Origin of the sequence: Limnovirga soli, from assembly GCF_013106755.1 — a bacterium.
In the GTDB taxonomy this organism is placed as follows: Bacteria; Bacteroidota; Bacteroidia; order Chitinophagales; family Chitinophagaceae; genus Limnovirga; species Limnovirga soli.
This window is the reverse complement of record NZ_WHPF01000012.1, coordinates 160,318-180,706: the sequence shown is the minus strand read 5'-3', so window position 1 is coordinate 180,706 and position 20,389 is coordinate 160,318. Positions and strand designations below refer to the sequence as shown.

The 20,389-nt window shown below is 37.1% G+C and carries 11 protein-coding genes; 6 read left to right on the top strand and 5 right to left on the bottom strand.

Annotation, left to right across the window (positions count from 1 at the left end; all coding sequences use genetic code 11):
- Positions 1–524 precede the first annotated feature (524 nt).
- The 6 genes from GD597_RS16815 to GD597_RS16790 all read left to right on the top strand — a co-directional run bounded on the left by GD597_RS16815 (position 525) and on the right by GD597_RS16790 (position 11,268).
- On the top strand, positions 525–2,114 hold the full coding sequence (locus GD597_RS16815) for an alpha/beta hydrolase (RefSeq protein ID WP_171609060.1): 1,590 nt from the start codon (positions 525–527) through the stop codon (positions 2,112–2,114).
- A gap of 29 nt (positions 2,115–2,143) precedes the next feature.
- Entirely contained in the window at positions 2,144–3,940 is a 1,797-nt protein-coding gene (locus tag GD597_RS16810) for a T9SS type A sorting domain-containing protein (RefSeq protein WP_171609059.1), read from the top strand.
- Between the two features lie 458 nt (positions 3,941–4,398).
- Positions 4,399–5,820 carry an alpha/beta hydrolase gene (locus tag GD597_RS16805; protein ID WP_171609058.1) on the top strand — a complete coding sequence of 474 codons (1,422 nt, stop codon included), beginning with the start codon at positions 4,399–4,401 and terminating at the stop codon, positions 5,818–5,820.
- Positions 5,821–5,837: 17 nt separating this feature from the next.
- Positions 5,838–7,604 carry a T9SS type A sorting domain-containing protein gene (locus GD597_RS16800; protein WP_171609057.1) on the top strand — a complete coding sequence of 589 codons (1,767 nt, stop codon included), beginning with the start codon at positions 5,838–5,840 and terminating at the stop codon, positions 7,602–7,604.
- 310 nt (positions 7,605–7,914) lie between these two features.
- On the top strand, positions 7,915–9,450 hold the full coding sequence (locus GD597_RS16795; protein WP_171609056.1) for an alpha/beta hydrolase: 1,536 nt from the start codon (positions 7,915–7,917) through the stop codon (positions 9,448–9,450).
- Positions 9,451–9,468: 18 nt separating this feature from the next.
- Complete coding sequence (locus GD597_RS16790; protein ID WP_171609055.1) at positions 9,469–11,268, top strand: T9SS type A sorting domain-containing protein; 1,800 nt, start codon at positions 9,469–9,471, stop codon at positions 11,266–11,268.
- A gap of 489 nt (positions 11,269–11,757) precedes the next feature.
- Here GD597_RS16790 and tamL read toward each other — a convergent pair whose 3' ends face one another.
- The 5 genes from tamL to GD597_RS16765 form a co-directional block, all read right to left on the bottom strand.
- A complete protein-coding gene (gene tamL / locus GD597_RS16785) occupies positions 11,758–14,058 on the bottom strand; it encodes a translocation and assembly module lipoprotein TamL (RefSeq protein WP_171609054.1) in 2,301 nt (766 codons plus the stop codon).
- A gap of 162 nt (positions 14,059–14,220) precedes the next feature.
- A complete protein-coding gene (locus tag GD597_RS22160; RefSeq protein ID WP_171609053.1) occupies positions 14,221–19,164 on the bottom strand; it encodes a translocation/assembly module TamB domain-containing protein in 4,944 nt (1,647 codons plus the stop codon).
- A gap of 92 nt (positions 19,165–19,256) precedes the next feature.
- A complete protein-coding gene (locus GD597_RS16775; RefSeq protein WP_171609052.1) occupies positions 19,257–19,640 on the bottom strand; it encodes a hypothetical protein in 384 nt (127 codons plus the stop codon).
- Positions 19,612–19,983: a phage holin family protein gene (locus tag GD597_RS16770; protein WP_171609051.1), complete on the bottom strand. Its 372-nt coding sequence runs from the start codon at positions 19,981–19,983 to the stop codon at positions 19,612–19,614. Before GD597_RS16770 ends, GD597_RS16775 begins: the two co-directional genes overlap by 29 nt.
- A 114-nt stretch (positions 19,984–20,097) precedes the next feature.
- Complete coding sequence (locus tag GD597_RS16765) at positions 20,098–20,352, bottom strand: YtxH domain-containing protein (protein ID WP_171609050.1); 255 nt, start codon at positions 20,350–20,352, stop codon at positions 20,098–20,100.
- Positions 20,353–20,389: the final 37 nt, after the last annotated feature.

Here is a 20,389-nt window from a genome sequence, read left to right as displayed (position 1 = left end):
TGGGTTGTAGGCTGCACCAAAGGTGCCACAAGCATCAATTAAAACTTTGAAATTGGCGAGGTTAACGGCATGGCCGGTTTCTGAATTACTTGCCATTGTATTATTAATTAAGGTGAATCCCCGAAGGGAAAAAAGGTTTACGAAATAAAAATAAAAAGATTTTTTTGAAAAAAATAGCGTGATTTATCACGATTTTTTGGCGTGAAAAATCACGGGGGATATATTGAGGTGTTTTGGGAAATGGGGTGCTTGATTACAGGAATGAGAGATTGGAAGGTTATGACACAAGCATTGAGAAATGATTAAATCAATTTTATACTTGCTTTTAATTATTGTTGGGCAGGCGAACAACAATGGCAAGAAATGCTATATAGCAAGGAGGTGTTTATACATGCTTCTAAAACTGCAGCACTGCCATTTAATAATTGATATTCATGAAAATTTAAGCTGCATCAAACTTAATTTGTAAATTTTATTCCTACTTTACAATACCAATTGTTTACCCAAACCAAATTTGCCCCCCTATGCTTACATCGAGAAAAGATTTTTTAAAGCAAACTGGTTTTGCCATCGCAAGTACATTAATGCCTTTTTCCCCAGTTTTTTCAAAACAGGATTCTCAGTTTCCAGCCATTGATACACAACACCCAAAAGATTGTGCAAATGACCTTAGAAACCCCTTGTATCCTTTAGCATATATCAAAGAAGCCAATTTTACTTACCACAAGGGAACCTATCCCGGCATTATTAAGGATGTTTTATATAAAGATGAAGAAATGCTTGCATGTGTTGATACTAGTAATCTTAGCACAGACATTTGTTCAGCGACTGATTTACACTATTACGGTATTTCGAATCCAGATAATGATATTAGTATTCTGAGGTACCATGTATATTATCCACTTTCCACTTATGAAGACAGTACAAATGGACATGATTATATAAATTATCCTCTTCCGTGTGTTGCTATATTTCATCCTGGCGGTTTTCAAGAGTGCCCTGATTATTTGCAACCTGGCATAAAAACAGTTTGTCAGCAACTTGCTATGCGCGGCTATATTGCAATCACAATAGATTACCGCGGTGGAAGAATTTTAGATACTGGGGATAATACTCGTACCTCTGTTCAACGACAATTGGCACCATATCGCGGTATGCAAGACGCTAGAGGCGCAATACGGAGTATTATTAAACGAAATTCTTCAAATCATGGTAATTTATTTACTATAAATGAAGATCAATTTTTTGTAGGTGGTCAAAGTGCAGGTGCAGTCATTGCATTAGGCATTTCATATTATAGATCTCAAAACATGATGAATGCAGTTTTTCCGGTCGTGGCTACTTCACTTAATATACAATCTGCGCTAGGACATATGAACGCAGACTATTATTATGGCGAATCTGGAACTGATCTTGACAATCCGACTTACTGGCCCGTTATAAGAGGGGTTATGAATTGCTGGGGTGGAATTACAATCCCCAAATCAGTTGATGGAAACGATGCTAGCGATAATTCGGATTTTGGAACTGTTGAAAAGACTTTTTTTCAAGCACAAAGCGGTACAGGAAATAGAATTAACCCGCCAATGATTGGGTTTGGAGGAGCTCTCGATACAACTATTCCTTTCTATGATAGAAAATATCAGGATTATATTAATTCCTCGACTGCCAAATATCGTACTGAAAATTTTTGCCTTGAAACGTCAGGGAATTACAAATTGAAAAGCCCCGGTACATCTCCTCCTTATACAGTTTATATAAAACTGGCAAGTGCCCACAATATGTATTTTATCTTGAAAGAATTAAATCGATATTCAGAATTATATACAGATTGTAATATGGGCCATGGAATAAACTCAGTGGCAACAGATAATTTTGGTGTTAACGCTACAACTAAAGATCAAGTATTTACCTATTTAGCAGTTAGAACCGCCGTTTTCTTTCAAACTATTATGAATATCTCCATAACCGGAGCTTTCCCTCCTTTTGGATATACTGGTAAATCATTTTTTGTGAGCTATAATGACACAGACCATATAACTAATCAACGAATATGCCCCGAGTGTGATCCTGATCATTCTTGTACATTTACAAATGACAGCGAATGTCCTTAAAACTTTAAATAACAATTAAAATAAAAAATATGAAAGCTATAAAATTGTTGGTTGCTTATTTACTAATAATAGCCATTACTCCTTTAAATGCACAACCAGGTACTCTTGATAACAGTTTTGGGTTTGAAGGGAAAATTTTAGATAATAGTATTTGGGCCACATGTCGTGTTGTTAAAACACAGCCGGATGGCAAAATTTTAACCGGTGGATATACAGACACAATATCACAACAAAATTTAGGGGGCTTATTTATTGGGAGATATAATTCGGATGGAAGTATTGATGAAAATTTTGGAATAAATGGAAAGGTAATTATTAGAAAAATTGAGGGCGCTTTGCCTATTTACGTTCAAGCTATTGAAATTTTAAAAGATAATAAGATTTTAGCTTGTGGAAGATTTGTAACAAAACCTCCATATGGAGGTGTAGGATTATTACGTTTATTTCCAGATGGTAAAATTGATAGTGCTTTTGGAGTAAATGGTTTTGTCACAACACGTCTTAGTAAATGGAATGACATTATTGGCGGGATGGTAGTTCAAGCAGATGGGAAAATATTAGTAACTGGAAATAAGCAAAGTTCATTTTCACAGCCTGGAGCTGATTTCATGTTGCGTTATATGCCTGATGGTAATTTGGATCAGAATTTTGGCGTAAATGGGGTTATCTACACGACTTATAATTCAAATGTAACCCCCGGTGCAGTAATTCTGCAAAGTGATGGAAAAATTATAACAGGCGATATTTATGGTGCTTCAATTCTTCAATTACAATTGACAAGGTATAATATTGATGGCACTTTGGACGAAAGTTTTGGCAATAGTGGAATTGCACGTTTATTACCTGTAACAGGAAACTTTTCTTCTTTAAATGATTTGACAATTCAGGATGATGGAAAAATTATAGCTGCTGGACAATATGGTATAGGTTCAATGTTAGTTGCGCGTTTTCAAATTGACGGGCAGCCGGATTTGAATTTTGGTAATTTAAAGGGGTATGCATATTTATACACTCCTGGTACTATTGCTGAAGCAAAAAATGTATTTATAACTAAAACTAATAAAATTATTTTAACCGGAAGCTATTTCAATGAAAAGGATAAAATAGCCGTTGTTAGATTTAATGAGAATGGTTTAATTGATTCGCTTTTTGGCGAGAATGGAATTGCTCCCGGCAATATAAACAACTTAATGGGTGCAGATGTCACTAGCGGTGAAGGTGCTTTACAAAATGATGGGAAGATTTTAGTTTCAGGTTCTTTCCTTCAAAATGACGACGATACTTATAACGTTGGTCTGTTTCGTTACAACGGTGATGACCCCGAAAGAAACAAATACGTCCGCATAAAACACTGGCTGCACCACCACGGTATTAGCTGGGAGGATAAACCCAATAACCTAATTAATTATTACAGCATACAAAGCAGCACCAATGGCAATGCTTTTACAGAGGTGGAACGTATATATAGCAACCACAATGGTGGCATACAAACCTATAGTGCGGCCAACAATGCGACTGCCAATTACCGGGTAGCAGCCGTAAGCAATACAGGTAATATTACTTACAGCAATACACTTACTTTAGTAAACAATACACCCAACATACAACTCTACCCCAACCCCGCCAAAAACAACCTGCAAATACAGGGCTTACCTGCAGGCACCACCAAACTTACGGTAACAGATATAAGCGGCAATACCAGAATAATAGCCACCGCCAACAGCACAGTATACAGTATTAATATAGCGCAGTTAACAAGCGGCAACTACCTGCTACATATTAAAACCGCCAATGAGGTAATTACTAAGCAGTTTATAAAAGAATAAAAGCATCCAAAGGGTGAGCGTTAATAAGGCTTTTACAACCAGCTGCCTATTGTTATAACCGTACAAGAGTGCGACGCAGAATGAGAAATTTGAAGGTTAGGACACGAAACTTGGGGAGTAATTATACATATATTTTAAAGTAGCCTTTAATTATTGTTGGTTAGGCGACCAATAATGGCAAGACATTAAAGGAGATTATGTTTTCTTTTATCCTTCTAGCAAGTATTTTATACAGGCAAAAGAAAGTGCGATTTGGTATAAATCGCAAATAGGTCTAAAAGAGAGTTAAGTTAGTAGCCTATTTACTAATTGTTTAAAGAGCTCCGTAGTAGCTACAAATTGTATCGCTCCTAAGGAGTTCAACTGATTTTAATGTTTTTAATTTAATTCAGAATTGTGCAGAATTAGCTTACTTTGATTTCTTGGATATTACCTAACTAACTAAACCGTACCGTATTATGAGAAAACAACCCAATCTTCACACTTTAGGGTATTTTATTTTATTCCAATTGCTAGCTGGTTTTACTCACGCCCAAACAATAAATGTATGCACCGATTTTTGTTCTAAAGATTTAAGTGTACCGATTTCAGGAATCACTATAGGTACTGATATGGCTATCCCTTATGGTAAAAATGGTACATCAGACGTATTCAGCGATGTGTTTTATAAAAAAAATCGCTGTGAAGGAGATATAGCTGGGCCAACAATATGTAAAAATGATGCCGCATACTTAGTGTATGATGCTTATTATCCTTCAAATAATGACTACTTAAATTGCAAGCTTCCAGCAGTAATCTTAGTTCATGGAGGGAGTTGGGACGAGTGTAGTGATTATAGGAATGCTGGAATAGTAAAACTATGTCAAGAATTTGCAAAAAGAGGCTTTGTAGCTTTTAGTATTCAATATCGAACAGGAGTACTAGTTGATAGGAACATAGTGCCTAATGATCCTAGCAGAACTTATACATCTGCCCAACAATTGCTTGCAATTTATAGAGGATGTCAAGATGTAAGAGGGGCAATTAGAAGCATCATTAAAAGACAAAATGATGGACTAAATGTTAACTATCAAATTAATGTCAATAAACTTTTTATTGGAGGAGTTAGTGCTGGCAGTGTAATTGCTCTATCAACCGCTTATTATCAAACTCAAAGCCAATATGATGCAGTATTTCCCGGTATAAGCACATCACTTGGTTCCATAGACAGAAATTTTTATGATATTGACTATCCTACTTATTATAACTTTTTCCCTAATGTAAAAGGGGTATTTGATTGTTGGGGTGGTTTGACTATTCCTATTGCGAATGAATCAAATCCCTATAGTTTTTTTTCTGCTAATCCCAAAAAGTATCCAATAATCGCTTTTCACGGATTAAGCGATCCATTATTTGATTACCAAAAACAATACATGTACTTTTCGCCCTCGGGTAGCATAACAAATAGTGAAACACATTGCTTACTAGCAAATTTTTCTTTGGCAGGGGACCCTGCTGCTCAAGATAATGTGACGCTTGGCTCTCAAGGCATTTATGACATGTTTAAAGCAAACGGTATTCCTGCGGAACTTTATTTAGATTGTAATATGGAACATGGGCTTGATGATGATTGTGTTGTATGCTCGATGGTCCCAAACAGAACAAAGAATACTTGCACTCCTTGTACATTTGATAGTGACTTTGGGACTGCATATACCAATAGTGATGCAGTTTACGAATATATGGTTGGAAGAGGAGCAACTTTTTTTCAAACTATTCTTGGCGGCGTATCTACTTCATTAACCGGAGATTCGAGATTTGTAGATTGTAAAAATAACAGAGTTACATGTAATACAACAGATAATAACCCAGGCTGCGCTAATGATGGCTCTTGCTTTTAAACTTTAAAATAACACTTATGAAATTAGTATTTACAATTTGCGGACTACTACTCTTGATCAATGTTTTCGCGCAATCCGGAACGTTAGATTCAACATTCGGCAAAAATGGAAAAGTCATTACATCTTATGAAGATGGCTACGCATTAATAACCGATGGAGTAAAGCAATCAGATAATAAAATAGTCGTTGCAGGTACATTTACAAGTAGTGAGGGAGGAGAAAATTTTCTTGTAGTCAGGTATTTAGAAAATGGAGTAGTCGATAGCACTTTTGGAAATTCCGGAAGAGTGATAACTGATTTAGGTTATGACGTACAACAAGCATTTGCAGTTGCAATACAGGCGGATGGGAAAATAGTGGTGGCGGGCAGTGTAGTGTCTGGAATGTTTGGTACTTTCTATGATGTTGCTTTAGTTCGTTATAACTCTAACGGCACTATTGATCAATCTTTTGGAGAAAATGGAATTGTAACAAGTAATTTTAATAAAGATGATAATGTTTATGCTATAGCAATACAAGACGATGGTAAAATTGTAATAGCGGGAAATAACCAAAGTCAATATTTCCTTATTGCAAGGTATTTGGAAAATGGAGCCCTTGATAACTCATTTGGAACATATGGATCAGCAATAACAGCATTGTTTGGATTAGCCATAGCCAAATCAATATCCTTTCAACCGGACGGTAAAATATTGACTGGTGGGGAAACTGCAGGAAGTTTCGCTTTAGTACGGTATTTACCAAATGGAAGCTTAGACGAATCTTTTGGCAAAGGGGGGAAGACAGTAACAAATTTTCCAGCTTTTAGAGAATCAATATCAGACCTCACATTACAAAAGGATGGAAAAATATTAGCTGCTGGCTTCGAAGGAGAATTTTCCGGAGGTAATATGGCAATAGCGCAATATACATCCGATGGATTTCTCGACTCTTCTTTTGGGACATTAGGTAAAACTACTATAATAGTTGATACTTTATCTTCAACGGCAAGTGAAGTTGCTGTGCAAGATGATGGAAAAATTCTTTTGTGGGGAAATACAAAAACCAAAGTTTACGGAGTAGGGATGGAGTTTGCTTTAGTAAGATTAGAGGCCGCAGGTTTTGTGGATAATAGTTTTGGCAATTTCGGAATAGTTCGCACCGATTTCGGGCCTTATTCAGAATCTGTTGTCGGAGGATATATAAAAACAGACGGAAAAATTGTTGCAATTGGCAGAGCCAATGATTACGCAGAATCATCTAAACCAGCAATTTTACTTGCTCAATATAATAACGATAAGATTAAATCTATTCAGTATGTAAAAATAAAACACTGGCTGCACCACCACGGCTTTACCTGGGAGGATAAACCCAATAACCTAATTAATTATTACAGCATACAAAGCAGCACTAATGGCAATGCTTTTACAGAGGTGGCACGTATATTTAGTAACCACCATGGTGGCATACAAACCTATAGTGCGGCCAACAATACTACTGGCAATTACCGGGTAGCCGCCGTAAGCAATGCAGGTAATATTAGCTACAGCAATACGCTTACTTTAACCGCTACACCCACCATACAACTCTACCCCAACCCCGCCAAAAACAACCTGCAAATACAGGGCTTACCCGCAGGCACCACCAAACTTACGGTAACAGATATAAGCGGCAATACCAGATTAATAGCCACCACCAACAGCACGGTATACAGTATAAATATAGCACAGCTAACCAGCGGCAACTACCTGCTACACATAAAAACCGCCAACGAGGTAATTACTAAGCAGTTTATAAAAGAATAAAAGTAGCCAAAGGGTAAGCGTTAATAAGGCTTTTACAACCAGCTGCATATTGTTATAACCGCACAAGAGTGCGACGCAGAATGAGAAATTGGATGGTTAGGACACGAAAATTGGGGAGTAATTATACATATTTTATAATTGCGTTTAATTATTGTTGGGCAGGCGACCAACAATGGCAAGAGAATTTTTCCAAAAGGCATATGTAGCGGGCTATTACTAGTAGAAATAATATAAAATTTTAATCTAGTATTAGTAACATATTTATCAATTCTATGCCAAATTTTATAAAACACCAATTTTAACTACCTATATGAAAAAGATGCCCTTAATCTTCATTCTTTCAATAAGCATTTGTTATAATCTTAAAGCGCAGGATAGTTCAATTGTCGCAAATATTTGCAGCAATTTTGGGTCTGCTTTCTGTTCACTTGATTTACGAAGCAGTCAATTTACAATTGATTCTATGGTAGGCGTAGATACAGTAGTTTATGGATTATCAACAATGCCCTCAGATTACAAAGATGTTAGATATTCTCTAAACAGTTGCGGCGTAAGTGCTACAACAATATGCGAAACAGATGGGGATTCTCTGTATTATCAGGTTTATTACCCAAAGAAAAGAGGTAATGTGCCCATTAATTATAATAATTGTAAGTTTCCTGCGCTTATTCTTTTTCATGGTGGCAGTTATGATGAATGCGGTAGTCTGTATAACCCCGGAATAGTTTTTCTTGCAAATGAATATGCAAAACGAGGTTTCGTAGTATTTAATGTTGAATATAGACGAGGCGTACTAATTGATCCGCGTAAAATTCTTACCGGACCATTTGCTGGTACTCAATATACATCCGCACAGCAATTGTTAGCTATTTATAGAGCTTCACAAGATGCAAGGGGTGCAATTCGAAGTATCATAAAACGGCAAAGAAATCATTCTGCATCTTTTTCAGATGACCCTTATCAGATAGACACAAACAAACTTTTTGTAGGTGGTGTAAGTGCTGGAAGTATTGTAGCCATGAATGCTGTCTATTATCAAAAGCAATTTATGATTGATGCAGCTTACCCAGGTGTAAGCACAGCATTAGGTTCTATTGACCAAAATTTTTATTATGGCGATCCCTCTGTAGAGTATGCATCTTTAATCAAGGGACTCGTAAACATGTGGGGAGCGATGATAATACCAAAAGATTTGTATGCTACGCCTGAAGATTTCTTCGCATATAATGACTATATGCCTCCTATAATTTCTTTCTGTGGTAAAGGAGATGATATTTTTACATTTGATGGCGAACCTATTTTTTTATCACCGCCACCTACAACTGGAATTAATGTAAATACTGAAACAAATTGCCTTTTAACCAGCAGTTATACAGTTCCTGGCACAAGCACTAATATTGATTTATTTCAGATGGGGTCTGCAAACATTTATGATATGTTCAGAAGAATTGGCGTACCGACGGAGTTTTATTTGGATTGTACTATGATGCATGGATTAGATGACGATTGTAACTGTCCAGGGCAACCTGACTTTAAAAAAAATCAGGAAAGACATAATGAAAATGACCCCCTGTGCATCTCTTGTGTTTTTGATAGTGATTTTGGAACGATTTTGACCAATTCAGATGATGTAAATATATACATGGTGGGTAGAGGTTCTACTTTTTTTCAAGGTGCTATGAGTCCTTCCAATACACTATATAATTTAAATATTACCAAGTTTATCGAATGCCGTAATGATCGACATGGATGCAATCCAGGAGATGAAAATGAATGTGGTACATATTACGACACTATTGGTGAACAAGATTTATTTAATTGTGATTCTTGGGAAGCTATTAATTAATACATATAAATCTTTAATATGAAAAAAAATAAATTTATTTCTCAAAGTTTTTTGCAGGTAATTCTAATTGTCTTTTTTACAGGTTTTGGTTTTTCCGTTAATGCCCAGCCCGGAACCTTAGATGAAAATTTTGGGCAGAAAGGAAAGGTTCTTACTTCTATCAGTGGATTGTCTTTTGATATACAGGCATCAGCTCTGCAATTTGATGGAAAGATTGTAGTTGTTGGAAGCGCTTTTGGTGGCTTTCTTATTGTAAGATATATGCCAGATGGTACAATTGACTCATCCTTTGGTAATCAGGGAAATGTTATCACTGATTTCAACTACGATTCTGAATTTGGCACCTGTGTTGCCGTTACACCTGATAATTATATTATAGTAGGTGGTTATGGATCAAATGGGTTTGTTACACCAAAATATGATATCCTTTTATCAAAGTATAAGCCTAATGGGAATCTTGATTCAACATTTGGCACAAATGGTAAAATAATAAAAAGCTTTGGCTATCAAGAAGAAATATTTTCTATCCTTTTGGCGAGTGATGGAAAGATTATTTTAAGCGGAAATACAGATGCTGATTTTTTAATTACCAGATTTAATAGTAATGGACAAACCGATCTTTCATTTGGAGCAAATGGTGCAACAATTACCGATTTTTTTGATCTTGAATTTGCCCGTAGCTCCGTTTTACAAGCTGATGGCAAAATCATTGTGACTGGCTTTAAAAATCTTACGCACCCGCAGTTTTGCCTTTCCAGATATTTACCTAACGGGAAGCTTGATGCTGAATTTGGAAGTCAGGGAAAGGTCGTAACCAATTTGATAAATGGTGACGAACGAATATTTGGAGTTGGTATCCAGAGCACTGGGAAAATTGTAGTGGGTGGGATGTCTGGAGGAAGTTTTTCAGTTACAGATGAAAATATTACTCTCGCAAGGTATGATACTAAAGGAGCATTGGATTTGACTTTTGGGAAAAACGGATTCCTAACTGCTCCATTTGAAGGGGTGAATACATATGCTCAAACAGTTTTAATTCGCCCTGATGATAAAATCATTGTAACAGGTGCAAGTTATGAACAAAGAAGTGCTCAAGCGTTAGATTTTGTGCTGGCAGCATTCACTGTCGATGGTATCATTGATTCTTCTTTTGGCATCAATGGAAGAATGTCTACAGATTTTGGAGGTTATGAAACCAATGGTGCTGGTCTCCTCCAGCCAGATGGAAAAATAGTTTTAACAGGTATTACCACTAATTTCGAAGAAACTGAATACAAAATTGCCCTTGCACGCTACCTCGACCGTCCAGAGGAAAAATACGTTCGTATAAAAAAATGGCTGCACCATCATGGTATTATTTGGGACGATAAACCAGAAAATGATTTTCAATATTATTGTGTACAAAAAAGCCCCGATGGGATTAATTTTAAAGAAATATACAGGGTATCAGCTGAAAATACTTCTAACCAAAAAAATTTTGAAGACCATACCGCTGCTTCAGGCACTTCTTATTATCGTATAGTTGCAGTTAAATCTGAAAAGGCAAAAACTTACAGCAATACTCTATCTATTCCCGATGATGCTTTATTAGTTAAATTCTATCCCAATCCTGCAAAAAATTCGTTGCAAATAAATGGATTGTCTGAAACCCTGCCCAGTAAATTAAGCATAAGTGATTTAAACGGAAATACACGTATTACAGCAACTGCTAATGCTTCACTTTACACTTTAAATATTAGCCGGTTGCAAAAAGGAAATTACATTCTCACAATTCAAAATAAGGATGCTGTTGTAAAAAAATCTTTTATAAAAGAATAGAGGGTACCCTTGGCTTGTGTGCATTATTTTATCTTTTGGAACTCAAAATGCTATTTTAAGCTATCATATTTTAAAATTTTTTTTCATATTGTTTAAAAACAAAAATTAATAAATTTATATTGGTTTGTCATCTTTTAGAAGTTTAGGGTTGAAATAGGGGCAGTGGCAAACCACCGCCCCTATTTTATTTTAAAAATGTACATAACATTTTTGGAAAAAATGTTTTTTTTGCAATAAAGACAAAAAGGATATTTTAAGCATTAGCTACATTATTCTTTAGGATTGGGGCTATGGTTTTCCACTGCCCCTATTTTTTACACACTCCTGGCACCTCCCACCAGCCACCTTTTGCATCCCTGCCTTGATAAAAGCCCAATAGATAATCTAACCGTACAAGTGTGCGACGCAAGGATGTTGCATAGATGTACCATCGCCGGGTAAATAAGCAACCATCAACTGCCGCTTATTTACGAAGTTGCGTATGCGCAGCTAAAAAGGATAACCAATGGCAAGATTGAGAATAAGGTTTTGCTGGCGCCAGTCTTCATTACCAAAATCAATGGCATTAAATACCCATTTGGAGCCGGTTACATATGGTTTGCGTATGGGAATGGCCGCATCTAACCGTACAACAAAAAAGCCTACATCTACGCGCAAACCAAGTCCGGCGCCTACGGCAATATCGTTTAAAAAAGCGTTGGTAATTTTACCACCGGGTCTTTGCGCATCTTCTCTTAACAGCCAGGTATTACCGGCATCAATAAAAGCAGCACCATATAAAAAGGAGAATAATTTAGCCCGGTATTCGGTATTTAATTCCAGCTTAATATCGCCGGGCTGATCGGGCAAAAAGCCTAGCACAGCCGCATTACCTGCATAGTAACTGCCGGGCCCCAACGCCCTTGCCCTGAATGCCCTTATATCGTTGGTGCCGCCGGCAAAAAATGCTTTTACAAATGGCAGGGAAACACTGTTGCCATAGGCATAACCCAGGCCTGCCAGCAAACGGGTAGCCAGCAAATTTTTAGGTCCGGTTTTAAGATAGTAGCGTACATCAATTTCAGTTCTTACATACTGGGAAAAAGGCAAACCAAATATGGTACGTTCTTTACCAGCTTGCACATCGGCGCCGGATAGTAGTCCATATAAATTGCCTGACATATCGAGATTGCCGTTAAAATAAAAATTATTGCGTTTGTTATTGGGGGTTACCTGTGAATTGTAATTAAAATTATAATTAGAGCCAATGATAAACTGTTTTTCTATGCTGCGGGCAAGGGTGATATTGGTATCCAGCTGCGCCTGAAACTCCGGCGTAATAGCTCTTGGCTGTACCAGGTTTAAAGAAATAATATCCAACTGGTGTTCTTTTTGTGCGCTCTCCTTCCATATATAGCCAAAGCTGGCTTTGGCCGAACTTAACGTATACTGTGTGTTTCTTTGAAAAATTTCGTAGCCCAGTGTTGATTTTGTTTGGGGTACATAATTGCTGTTGGTGGTAAATTTAAATGGCGCAAGAATACGTGGTACAATTAAATTGGCTTCTATACCCAACCTGTTGGTGCTGATGGTTGGCTGTTGTGCAGCTACCTGCTTTTGCAGGCCACCAAATACTTTAACGGTAAATAATTCTGCCCCTTTTAAAAAATTACGGTTAAGCCAGTTGAGGGAAACCTCGCCACCGCTGGAGTTATTGGATTTTGTTAGTGCCGATACTTCGAGCCTTAAAGATTTTTTTTGTTTGGGTGTTAAATAATACAATGCATTTAAATGCGAGCCCGGCATGGTATCTACTTCCTGAAAACGGGCCCTTACAAATTTATACATACCTAAACTTACCAACCTGTTTAAAGATTGGTTATGGGCTGCACGGTTATATACATCGCCGGGTTTAAACACAAGTGTTCTGGTAAATACTTTTGGGTTAAACTTTTTTTCGGGATCAAAAATATAGAAGTTGTTAAACCGGGTGGCCTGTTCTTTTGCATGTATACTGGCGGTATCGTTTTCCAGGTTATAATCGGCATAAACAATTACATCGTTAATGCTATAGCTTTTTTTGGCTTTGGCCGGTGTTTCTTTTTTGAGTGTTAGATACAGGTTTACGGTATGATTACCCAATGCAGAATCGATATTTACAATAATAAAATCGGGGTTAAAATAGAAGAACCCTTCTTCTTTTAAAGCAGCATCTATTCTTTCTCTTTCTGCTTTTATAATATCCAGATCGTAGGCTTTACCTGGTTGCAAAAGTGTGGCTTCCCGCGTTTTTTGAATAGCCAGTCCAACTGCGCTGCTATCAGTTTTAAATGTTACGGTTTGCAGGGTATATTGAGTTGTAATATTTGCTGTATAGGTAACAAAGAACTGCTGTTTTTTTGTTACAGAATCTGCAGCAACCGTTGCGCCAAAATAGCCCCTGTTTTCCAGCCTGTTTTGCAAAATGCCGCTGTTCTTTGTGATGTTAACACTACTGGCCAAAACCGGTGGCTCGCCCAATTTATTTTTAGCCCAATACCTGATACCCTTGCCTGTTGGCGTACCGGCAAGATTATATATGAGCAATTTATATTTTATACCAAGAAAACTGGCATTTGGTACTGGCCTTAGTAATGAATTTAATTCAGCGACCAGGTCTTTGTTATGCAATTTGCTACTACTATCTGCCGGCCGCAGTTTTATAGTGGCACTGTTATATAATGCATCGTTAGCAGGTATGCTTTTGGTTACACTGCAGGATGTAGCCAGTGCAAACAGAAAAATTAATATGAGGTACCCGATTTTATGCATTAAAGTGTTGTATTAATTTGCCTGATTTGTTGATGTTATTATATAAAGCAATAAAATGCGTTAGGGATTGAAGCGGAAAGCCCGGAACGAAGCGCAGTGCAACGCAGCGGAGTGAGGACTTGCAGCGGAAAGCCCGACCCAAAGGGTAACGCCCCTAAACTATTATTGCAGATTTTTGGATGCATTTTTTTTATTTGTTTTCTCTTTTTTTGCCTGAAAAAGTTCTTTAAAATGATCGTAATCGAATGTTAACATAAAGGTGAGTCCGGATTCTACAATTTGCCCTTCCAGCACACCTTCGTAATTATTTTTGCGGTAGGCACGCAAGGTATAGCGGCCATCTTTGCTTAAGAGATAATCTATTGCCACATCGCCGGCAATATTGGCTGCATCTTTATTTGCGCTGGCACCTTCTAATGCAAAATTGCTGCCCACACTTATTTTAATGCGGTTATTGAAAAGGGATTTTGATAGACCCACCGTTAAATCGGTACTTGTTTGTTGTGAGCCGGAAGAGTAGTCGTCTTGCGCATCTATTCCAAAATTAATATCTACGCCGCTGATGAGGTCGCCGGCAATTTTATTTAACTGATCGGCCAAAATACCGCTAACACTTTGCCTTAACAAGGTAGCGGTGCTGGTACTGCCTGCACTGCTTTGGGTTATATCTTCGCCAACAAAGCGGCCCAGTAGCAACAGGGCAAATACTTGTTTATTTAATTCTGACTCGTTGGTTCGAATTTGTTCAAGGCTATTATCAACAAGTGGCCACCTGGAAATTTCTGGTTCAGGCAATGCCACATCGAATGTGATTTGGGGATGCATCAAATCGCCTTTCATTTTAAGATATACCTTAACCGGAATACGTTGTTTGTATTTATTTAATTCTGCCGGACTTAGGCCAGAAAGTTGTGCTTCTACCAAATCTATTGGGGCTGCTTTGGTTTCGTAAAGTGCGGTAATATCAACAGTTGCAGAGGTGGGGTCGCCAGTCCAGGTGATGACACTACCTTTTTGTATATCGAATTTTTTCTTTAATAAATTAAACGATAACTGGTATGCGCCTTTTTCTAATTCATAATTACCAGTTAGGCTTAGTTTGCCACTTTCATCCATACCGGCTGCCAGGTGTGCATTGCCTTTTAGTGTAAGTGCATCGCCACTACGCTCATCAATTACCAGTGTAAACAAGGCTGCAGTATCAGTTTCAATAATGGCTGAAAAATCGAAACCCGCTAACGAGGATAGATGTAGCGCTGAATCGATATCAAGATCTTGTTGCAAACTATCATTCAAATCGTCTGCATTTATAAAATGTACCACCCCTTCGCGGCTTTGTAGTTCTGGATCGTTCCCGGGTAGGATAAATGTAAAATCGGTTTGCTTGTTAATATGAATTTGCGCATCTACTACAGGTATTTGTGTATTCCCTCCCAGTTTAATATTGGCATCAAGATTTAGGTTTCCAAAAAAATCCGGATTATCAGCCTTTGTTGAATTTACCAGGCTAAAATCATCTGCCAGTAAATTAATAGCGAAATTATAATTTCTAAAATCGGTGGTAAGTACATCGCCGTTAATAATGGCTTTATTACCCGAAGTATCCACCAATGAAAACTCATTAAAATGAATGCCCTGTGGTATGATATTAATTTGCTCATTGGGCAGGGAAAAGCGTTCGCCAAGCAAGGTTGGTGTAATAAAAGCATTTTCGAAAAAGACATTACCATTTACAATTGGGGTATCTATTTTTCCCTTAACTGCAATGCTGCCTTTTAGCAATCCACCGGCATCTTTTAGCTGTCCTACAGAAAAAGCAGGTATGTTTGATAAATTAAATTGATTGATATTTAGCTGCATATCTGCACTATTGTTTTCAATAAAATATTTTCCTTTTGCAGTAATATCATTATCATTTCCTGTTAAAGCAATATTGGCATCAAAAATATTAGCCACATCATTGTTAACCTGTACAAGCAGGTTACCAACCGTATCTTTTTTATAACTAAGATTATCGATGGTAATATTACTTGTAAAAGTTGGGGATGTTGTAGCGTTTGAAAGTATTACATTACCGTTGATAATGCCATTTGCTAATAGTGAATCCTGTTCTATAATATCAGTAATAGTAGCAATGCTGAAATTTTTAAACTTGATTTCCAATGGTGCATTTGCATTGGAAGAAATACTGTTGATACTTAAGTTTTGATCCTGATGCATTAATTCAAACTGGCTTGCTGAAATTCCATTTGTGTCAACCTGAATATAATTATCCTTACTTACAGTCCATTGCTTTTTATTCAATAACAAGTTTTCCGGGTCGAGCTTAAAAAGTACACCCGAAGCAACCTTTGACAGCTTTGCAGAAAGATGATATTTATCCTGCTCAACTGCATCCTTAAAGAGCAAAGAGGTATTAATCATATTATCGGCTACAGTACCAGACACCTCCGTTTTATATAATCTAAAACCCCGGGTGCCGCCTTTATTGATATTAAATTGATAGGTGAGTTTATTAGAATCGCTGTTGATGGCTCCATACATTTGATCAATGTACATGTCGTTATACTGCACATGTGGTGCCTGTAACTGCATCGCTAATATTTTATCCCTGCTATTAAAATCCATCGTACCTGCAATACTGTCTGTTCCCTTAATTGCAGGAACTAACTGTAACAGTAATGGAGAAGGATTAAACTGCATCGTCATCCGCCAATCATCATTATATGCTGCTGTATCGGGTTTACTTACTGTGTTATAATATTGCTCAAAAGCCTGTTTTAAAGCGGCAGCTGTATGAGTGAGCTGATACTTGCCGCGCAGATCTAATTTAGCCGTTTCAGTGTACAAGTACAAGTGATTGGCGGTATCATTTTTCTCGGCAAGCAAATAAATGCTGTCGGTACCAATGTGCAATTTATCTTTTGTAATGCTGATATTATTTATCAATACAGTTCCTTCCGGTTCATCAGGGTTTAAACTGGTGAATTGCGCAAGTAATTTACCATGAATGGAAAGCGTATCGTTGTACCAATGCAAAGCCTGCAGGTTGGCTGTATCCAATTGCAGATCAAGATGCAAAGAAGGATATTTACCATTTAGGTTAGATTCCCCATTTAAGCTATAGCTGAAAGAAGGATCTTGCATAGAAGAAGAAAATATTGCCTGGCCATTATTTAATAATGCATCCAATGACAAATCATGGTAGGTAAATCCTTTAAATGTTCCGCTTTGCAAATTGGCAGTAAGTGAGGTGTGCATAGTTTTATAATCAGTACCAGCACCTTTAACAACTGCATCCAGTGAAAATTTACCTAATAAAGTATCCTGCTTTAGCAGATAGCCCAGATTGGCTTCCTTTAAATGTATTACACCATCGTATGCTTTTCCTCCATTTTTTACGGTTGCGTTTATGGTAGCATTACCACTAGAAGTGATCGCCTGCAGATTCGTGGTAAAACTTTGTATAGTTCCTTTAAAAATGCCATTTACCTTCATAGCGTTTGGCAAACGAAAAGAAGAAGGCATATTTGCTTTACCTAAAATGGCTTCAATATCTTTTTTACCGGATGCAAATTGCTTTAGCTGCAGGTTAAAAAAGGTTTTATTTATATCAGGTAATCCTTTGATGCTACCAGCTATTGCGATAGAAGTATTAGACATACCAGATAATTCAAAATCCTGAATAGCAAGATTATTAACAAAACCCTTTACATGACTATTTATAGCAAATTGCTGTTGTTCATTTCCCTTTAATTGCGATTTTAAAAATGGCGCCAGCAGTAAAATATCTTTTACTGAAACAATACTTTTGGAAATACCCGCATCTACAAAAAGTGTTGCCGGGCTCACTTTAATAGCTTCTATGGAAGGATAACTGATTTTGATATTATCTTTCAAAACAGACTTACCTGTGTTAAGATAAAAATTGTTTAAGGCTGCTGCTGTGTCGTTATAATTAAACACGGTATTAAACTGTCTGATATTAAAGCCGGATTTTTCCTTAAAGGAGAGGTTTGTAATGGCGCCTGTATAACCTTGAGGTGATAGATTGAGGTTATTGGCAACAAAATCAACATTTTGCAAAAAGAGGTGATTATAATCTAACGCGTTAGTTACAGGCTTTTCCTGTTGATCATCATAGCGGAAAAAGTTATTATGCAGGGCAGTTGCATCAATATTTATATGCCAAATTGTTGCAGTTGGTGCTGCATTTACAGGTGTTGCCTGTACCAGGCTATCTATCGCAGCCTTGCCTTTTATTATGGCAATATCGGAATTGTTAAGCTGCAATGACTTGACAGGAAAATACAAATTATTGATATCGATTTTACCCATGCGGGTATTGAAAACACCCAACTTCATATTTGCTTCTAAAGCAGATGGTTCGTTTATATATGAGCATAATACATTTGACACCTGTAACAAACCCAACTGCATATCTGTTTTAACCGAGTTTGTATTTACAGAATTACTTGTATCTACAATTGTCGCCAGCTGTTTATATTGCCTTATGGTTGCCTGCACATCAGCAATTGTTAATGAGTTGATATGGTATTTTGCTTTTTCGGGGTCTAATGCATTAATTATGGCCTGTAGATTCCCTACACTAATTTTTGCATCTGTTCCGGTAAAATCATCTTTATAAGTGGCGTGAATATTATGCAGCAAGATTGGTCCGATTATATAACTAAAGCTATTGGTGGATGTATTTTTAACTGCTGCAGTATCTGAATCTGAGCTAAAAGCTTTTATTATATAATCAAAATTAAAAGCGCTGTCTTTTATCGTTCTGTTGACGTTTACCTGAATACCCTCTAATTCAAGTGAATGCAATGATACCTGATTGCTGAGTAGTTGCCATAGCCCAATATCAACTTTTATTTTTTCTCCGTATAACAATGTGTCCTTATGCTCATCTTCAAGATATACTTTTTCTATGGTAATATTATTCGGAAATTGAACAGATAAGCGACCAATAGAAACCGGTGTGTTTATTTTGCTATGCAGATAGTTTACTGCTTTTGTTTTTGCAAATTCCTGTACGGCAGGTATTTGTATGGCTATCACCAATGCAATTATCAACAGTATTATTACTGCTGCCACCCAACCAAGTATTTTCAGGGTTTTATATATTATTTTTTTTGCTGCCAGGAGTTGGTGTTTTGAATAGGTTTATACAATACAATTGAAACTATTTATTCCTTAGCGGCAGGTTTCTTTTTTCGCCATAACGAGTAAATGCTTTTTAAAGTAGTAAATAACCCTATCTGTTTGGCGATATTACCAGCCGCACCTATCCAATTGCCATTTTGGATGGTATCTTTACCCAGCAATAACCCCGCCACACTTGTAATAAGTCCAATACCCTTACCGGGCAACAGGTTTGACACAAATGCGGGTATAACACTACTAATGGCCGATTTAACGGTTTCCTCGGGCAGGCGATCTAACCTTTCCTTTAAATCCTTTTCCCTAATCCTAATACGTGCTTTTACCAGTGCAATATTGGCAGTTAGGTCTTCCATATTTTCTATGGTTGCATGCGATGTATTATTTACCGGTGTCATCTGCCTCATCATTTTTATCAAAAAATATTTTTACTACCAAATTGCTGATGACCCGTTTAAGGGGTTTTCTTCCAAACACCATCAATACAATTAATAACAATAAATAAAACCCGGCTACAATTGCAAAACCGGCAAATGTACTGTTGGTAAGGGCAGCAAAATAAAAACCTGCCATAATGCTGATAAAAAGGCAAACAAAAAATCCCAGAAAAGTTGCCAGCATTCCTGTACATAGTAATGAAACAATTTTTGCTGTTTTCTCAGCCGATTGCATTTTTAACAATAGCAACCGGTCCTGCACATATTCTTCCAGTGCTTTTCGGGTGGCGTCAAAATATTTTTCTTCGGTGCTCATGATGGGTGTTTGGTGCTTTGATAGTAATTCAAGCTATTGCTGCAAATAGTTATGCGGTACAAGAGTGCGACGCAAGTAAAGCCTGTTACTTGTTATTGAGCCGGGCCAATATAACTATACAGTTGTATTATCCGCTTGTTTACCTGTTTGCATGTGCTCGGCAAAAGATTTGCCTTTATTTACCAAATCGTTAATTTCTTCGTTAACATTAGCCATGCTTTCGTTAAATTTTTCTCCTGCCTTTGCTGCTGCATCTTTAATATCGCTTACCACTTCCTTTCCTTTATCACTTTGCAGAAATAAGGCTACTATTGCACCTGCAGCGGCACCAAGAATTAAACCGGCTAAAAATTTTTGATTGTTGTTCATGGTTTTATGTTTAGAAATGAAATGCTAACTTTAAATA

Bases quoted from the DNA above. Each gene is read 5' to 3' on its own strand.
- GD597_RS16815 (WP_171609060.1), top strand. From the start codon at position 525: ATGCTTACATCGAGAAAAGATTTTTTAAAGCAAACTGGTTTTGCCATC.
- GD597_RS16810 (WP_171609059.1), top strand. From the start codon at position 2,144: ATGAAAGCTATAAAATTGTTGGTTGCTTATTTACTAATAATAGCCATT.
- GD597_RS16805 (WP_171609058.1), top strand. From the start codon at position 4,399: ATGAGAAAACAACCCAATCTTCACACTTTAGGGTATTTTATTTTATTC.
- GD597_RS16800 (WP_171609057.1), top strand. From the start codon at position 5,838: ATGAAATTAGTATTTACAATTTGCGGACTACTACTCTTGATCAATGTT.
- GD597_RS16795 (WP_171609056.1), top strand. From the start codon at position 7,915: ATGAAAAAGATGCCCTTAATCTTCATTCTTTCAATAAGCATTTGTTAT.
- GD597_RS16790 (WP_171609055.1), top strand. From the start codon at position 9,469: ATGAAAAAAAATAAATTTATTTCTCAAAGTTTTTTGCAGGTAATTCTA.
- tamL (WP_171609054.1), bottom strand. From the start codon at position 14,058: ATGCATAAAATCGGGTACCTCATATTAATTTTTCTGTTTGCACTGGCT.
- GD597_RS16775 (WP_171609052.1), bottom strand. From the start codon at position 19,640: ATGATGAGGCAGATGACACCGGTAAATAATACATCGCATGCAACCATA.
- GD597_RS16770 (WP_171609051.1), bottom strand. From the start codon at position 19,983: ATGAGCACCGAAGAAAAATATTTTGACGCCACCCGAAAAGCACTGGAA.
- GD597_RS16765 (WP_171609050.1), bottom strand. From the start codon at position 20,352: ATGAACAACAATCAAAAATTTTTAGCCGGTTTAATTCTTGGTGCCGCT.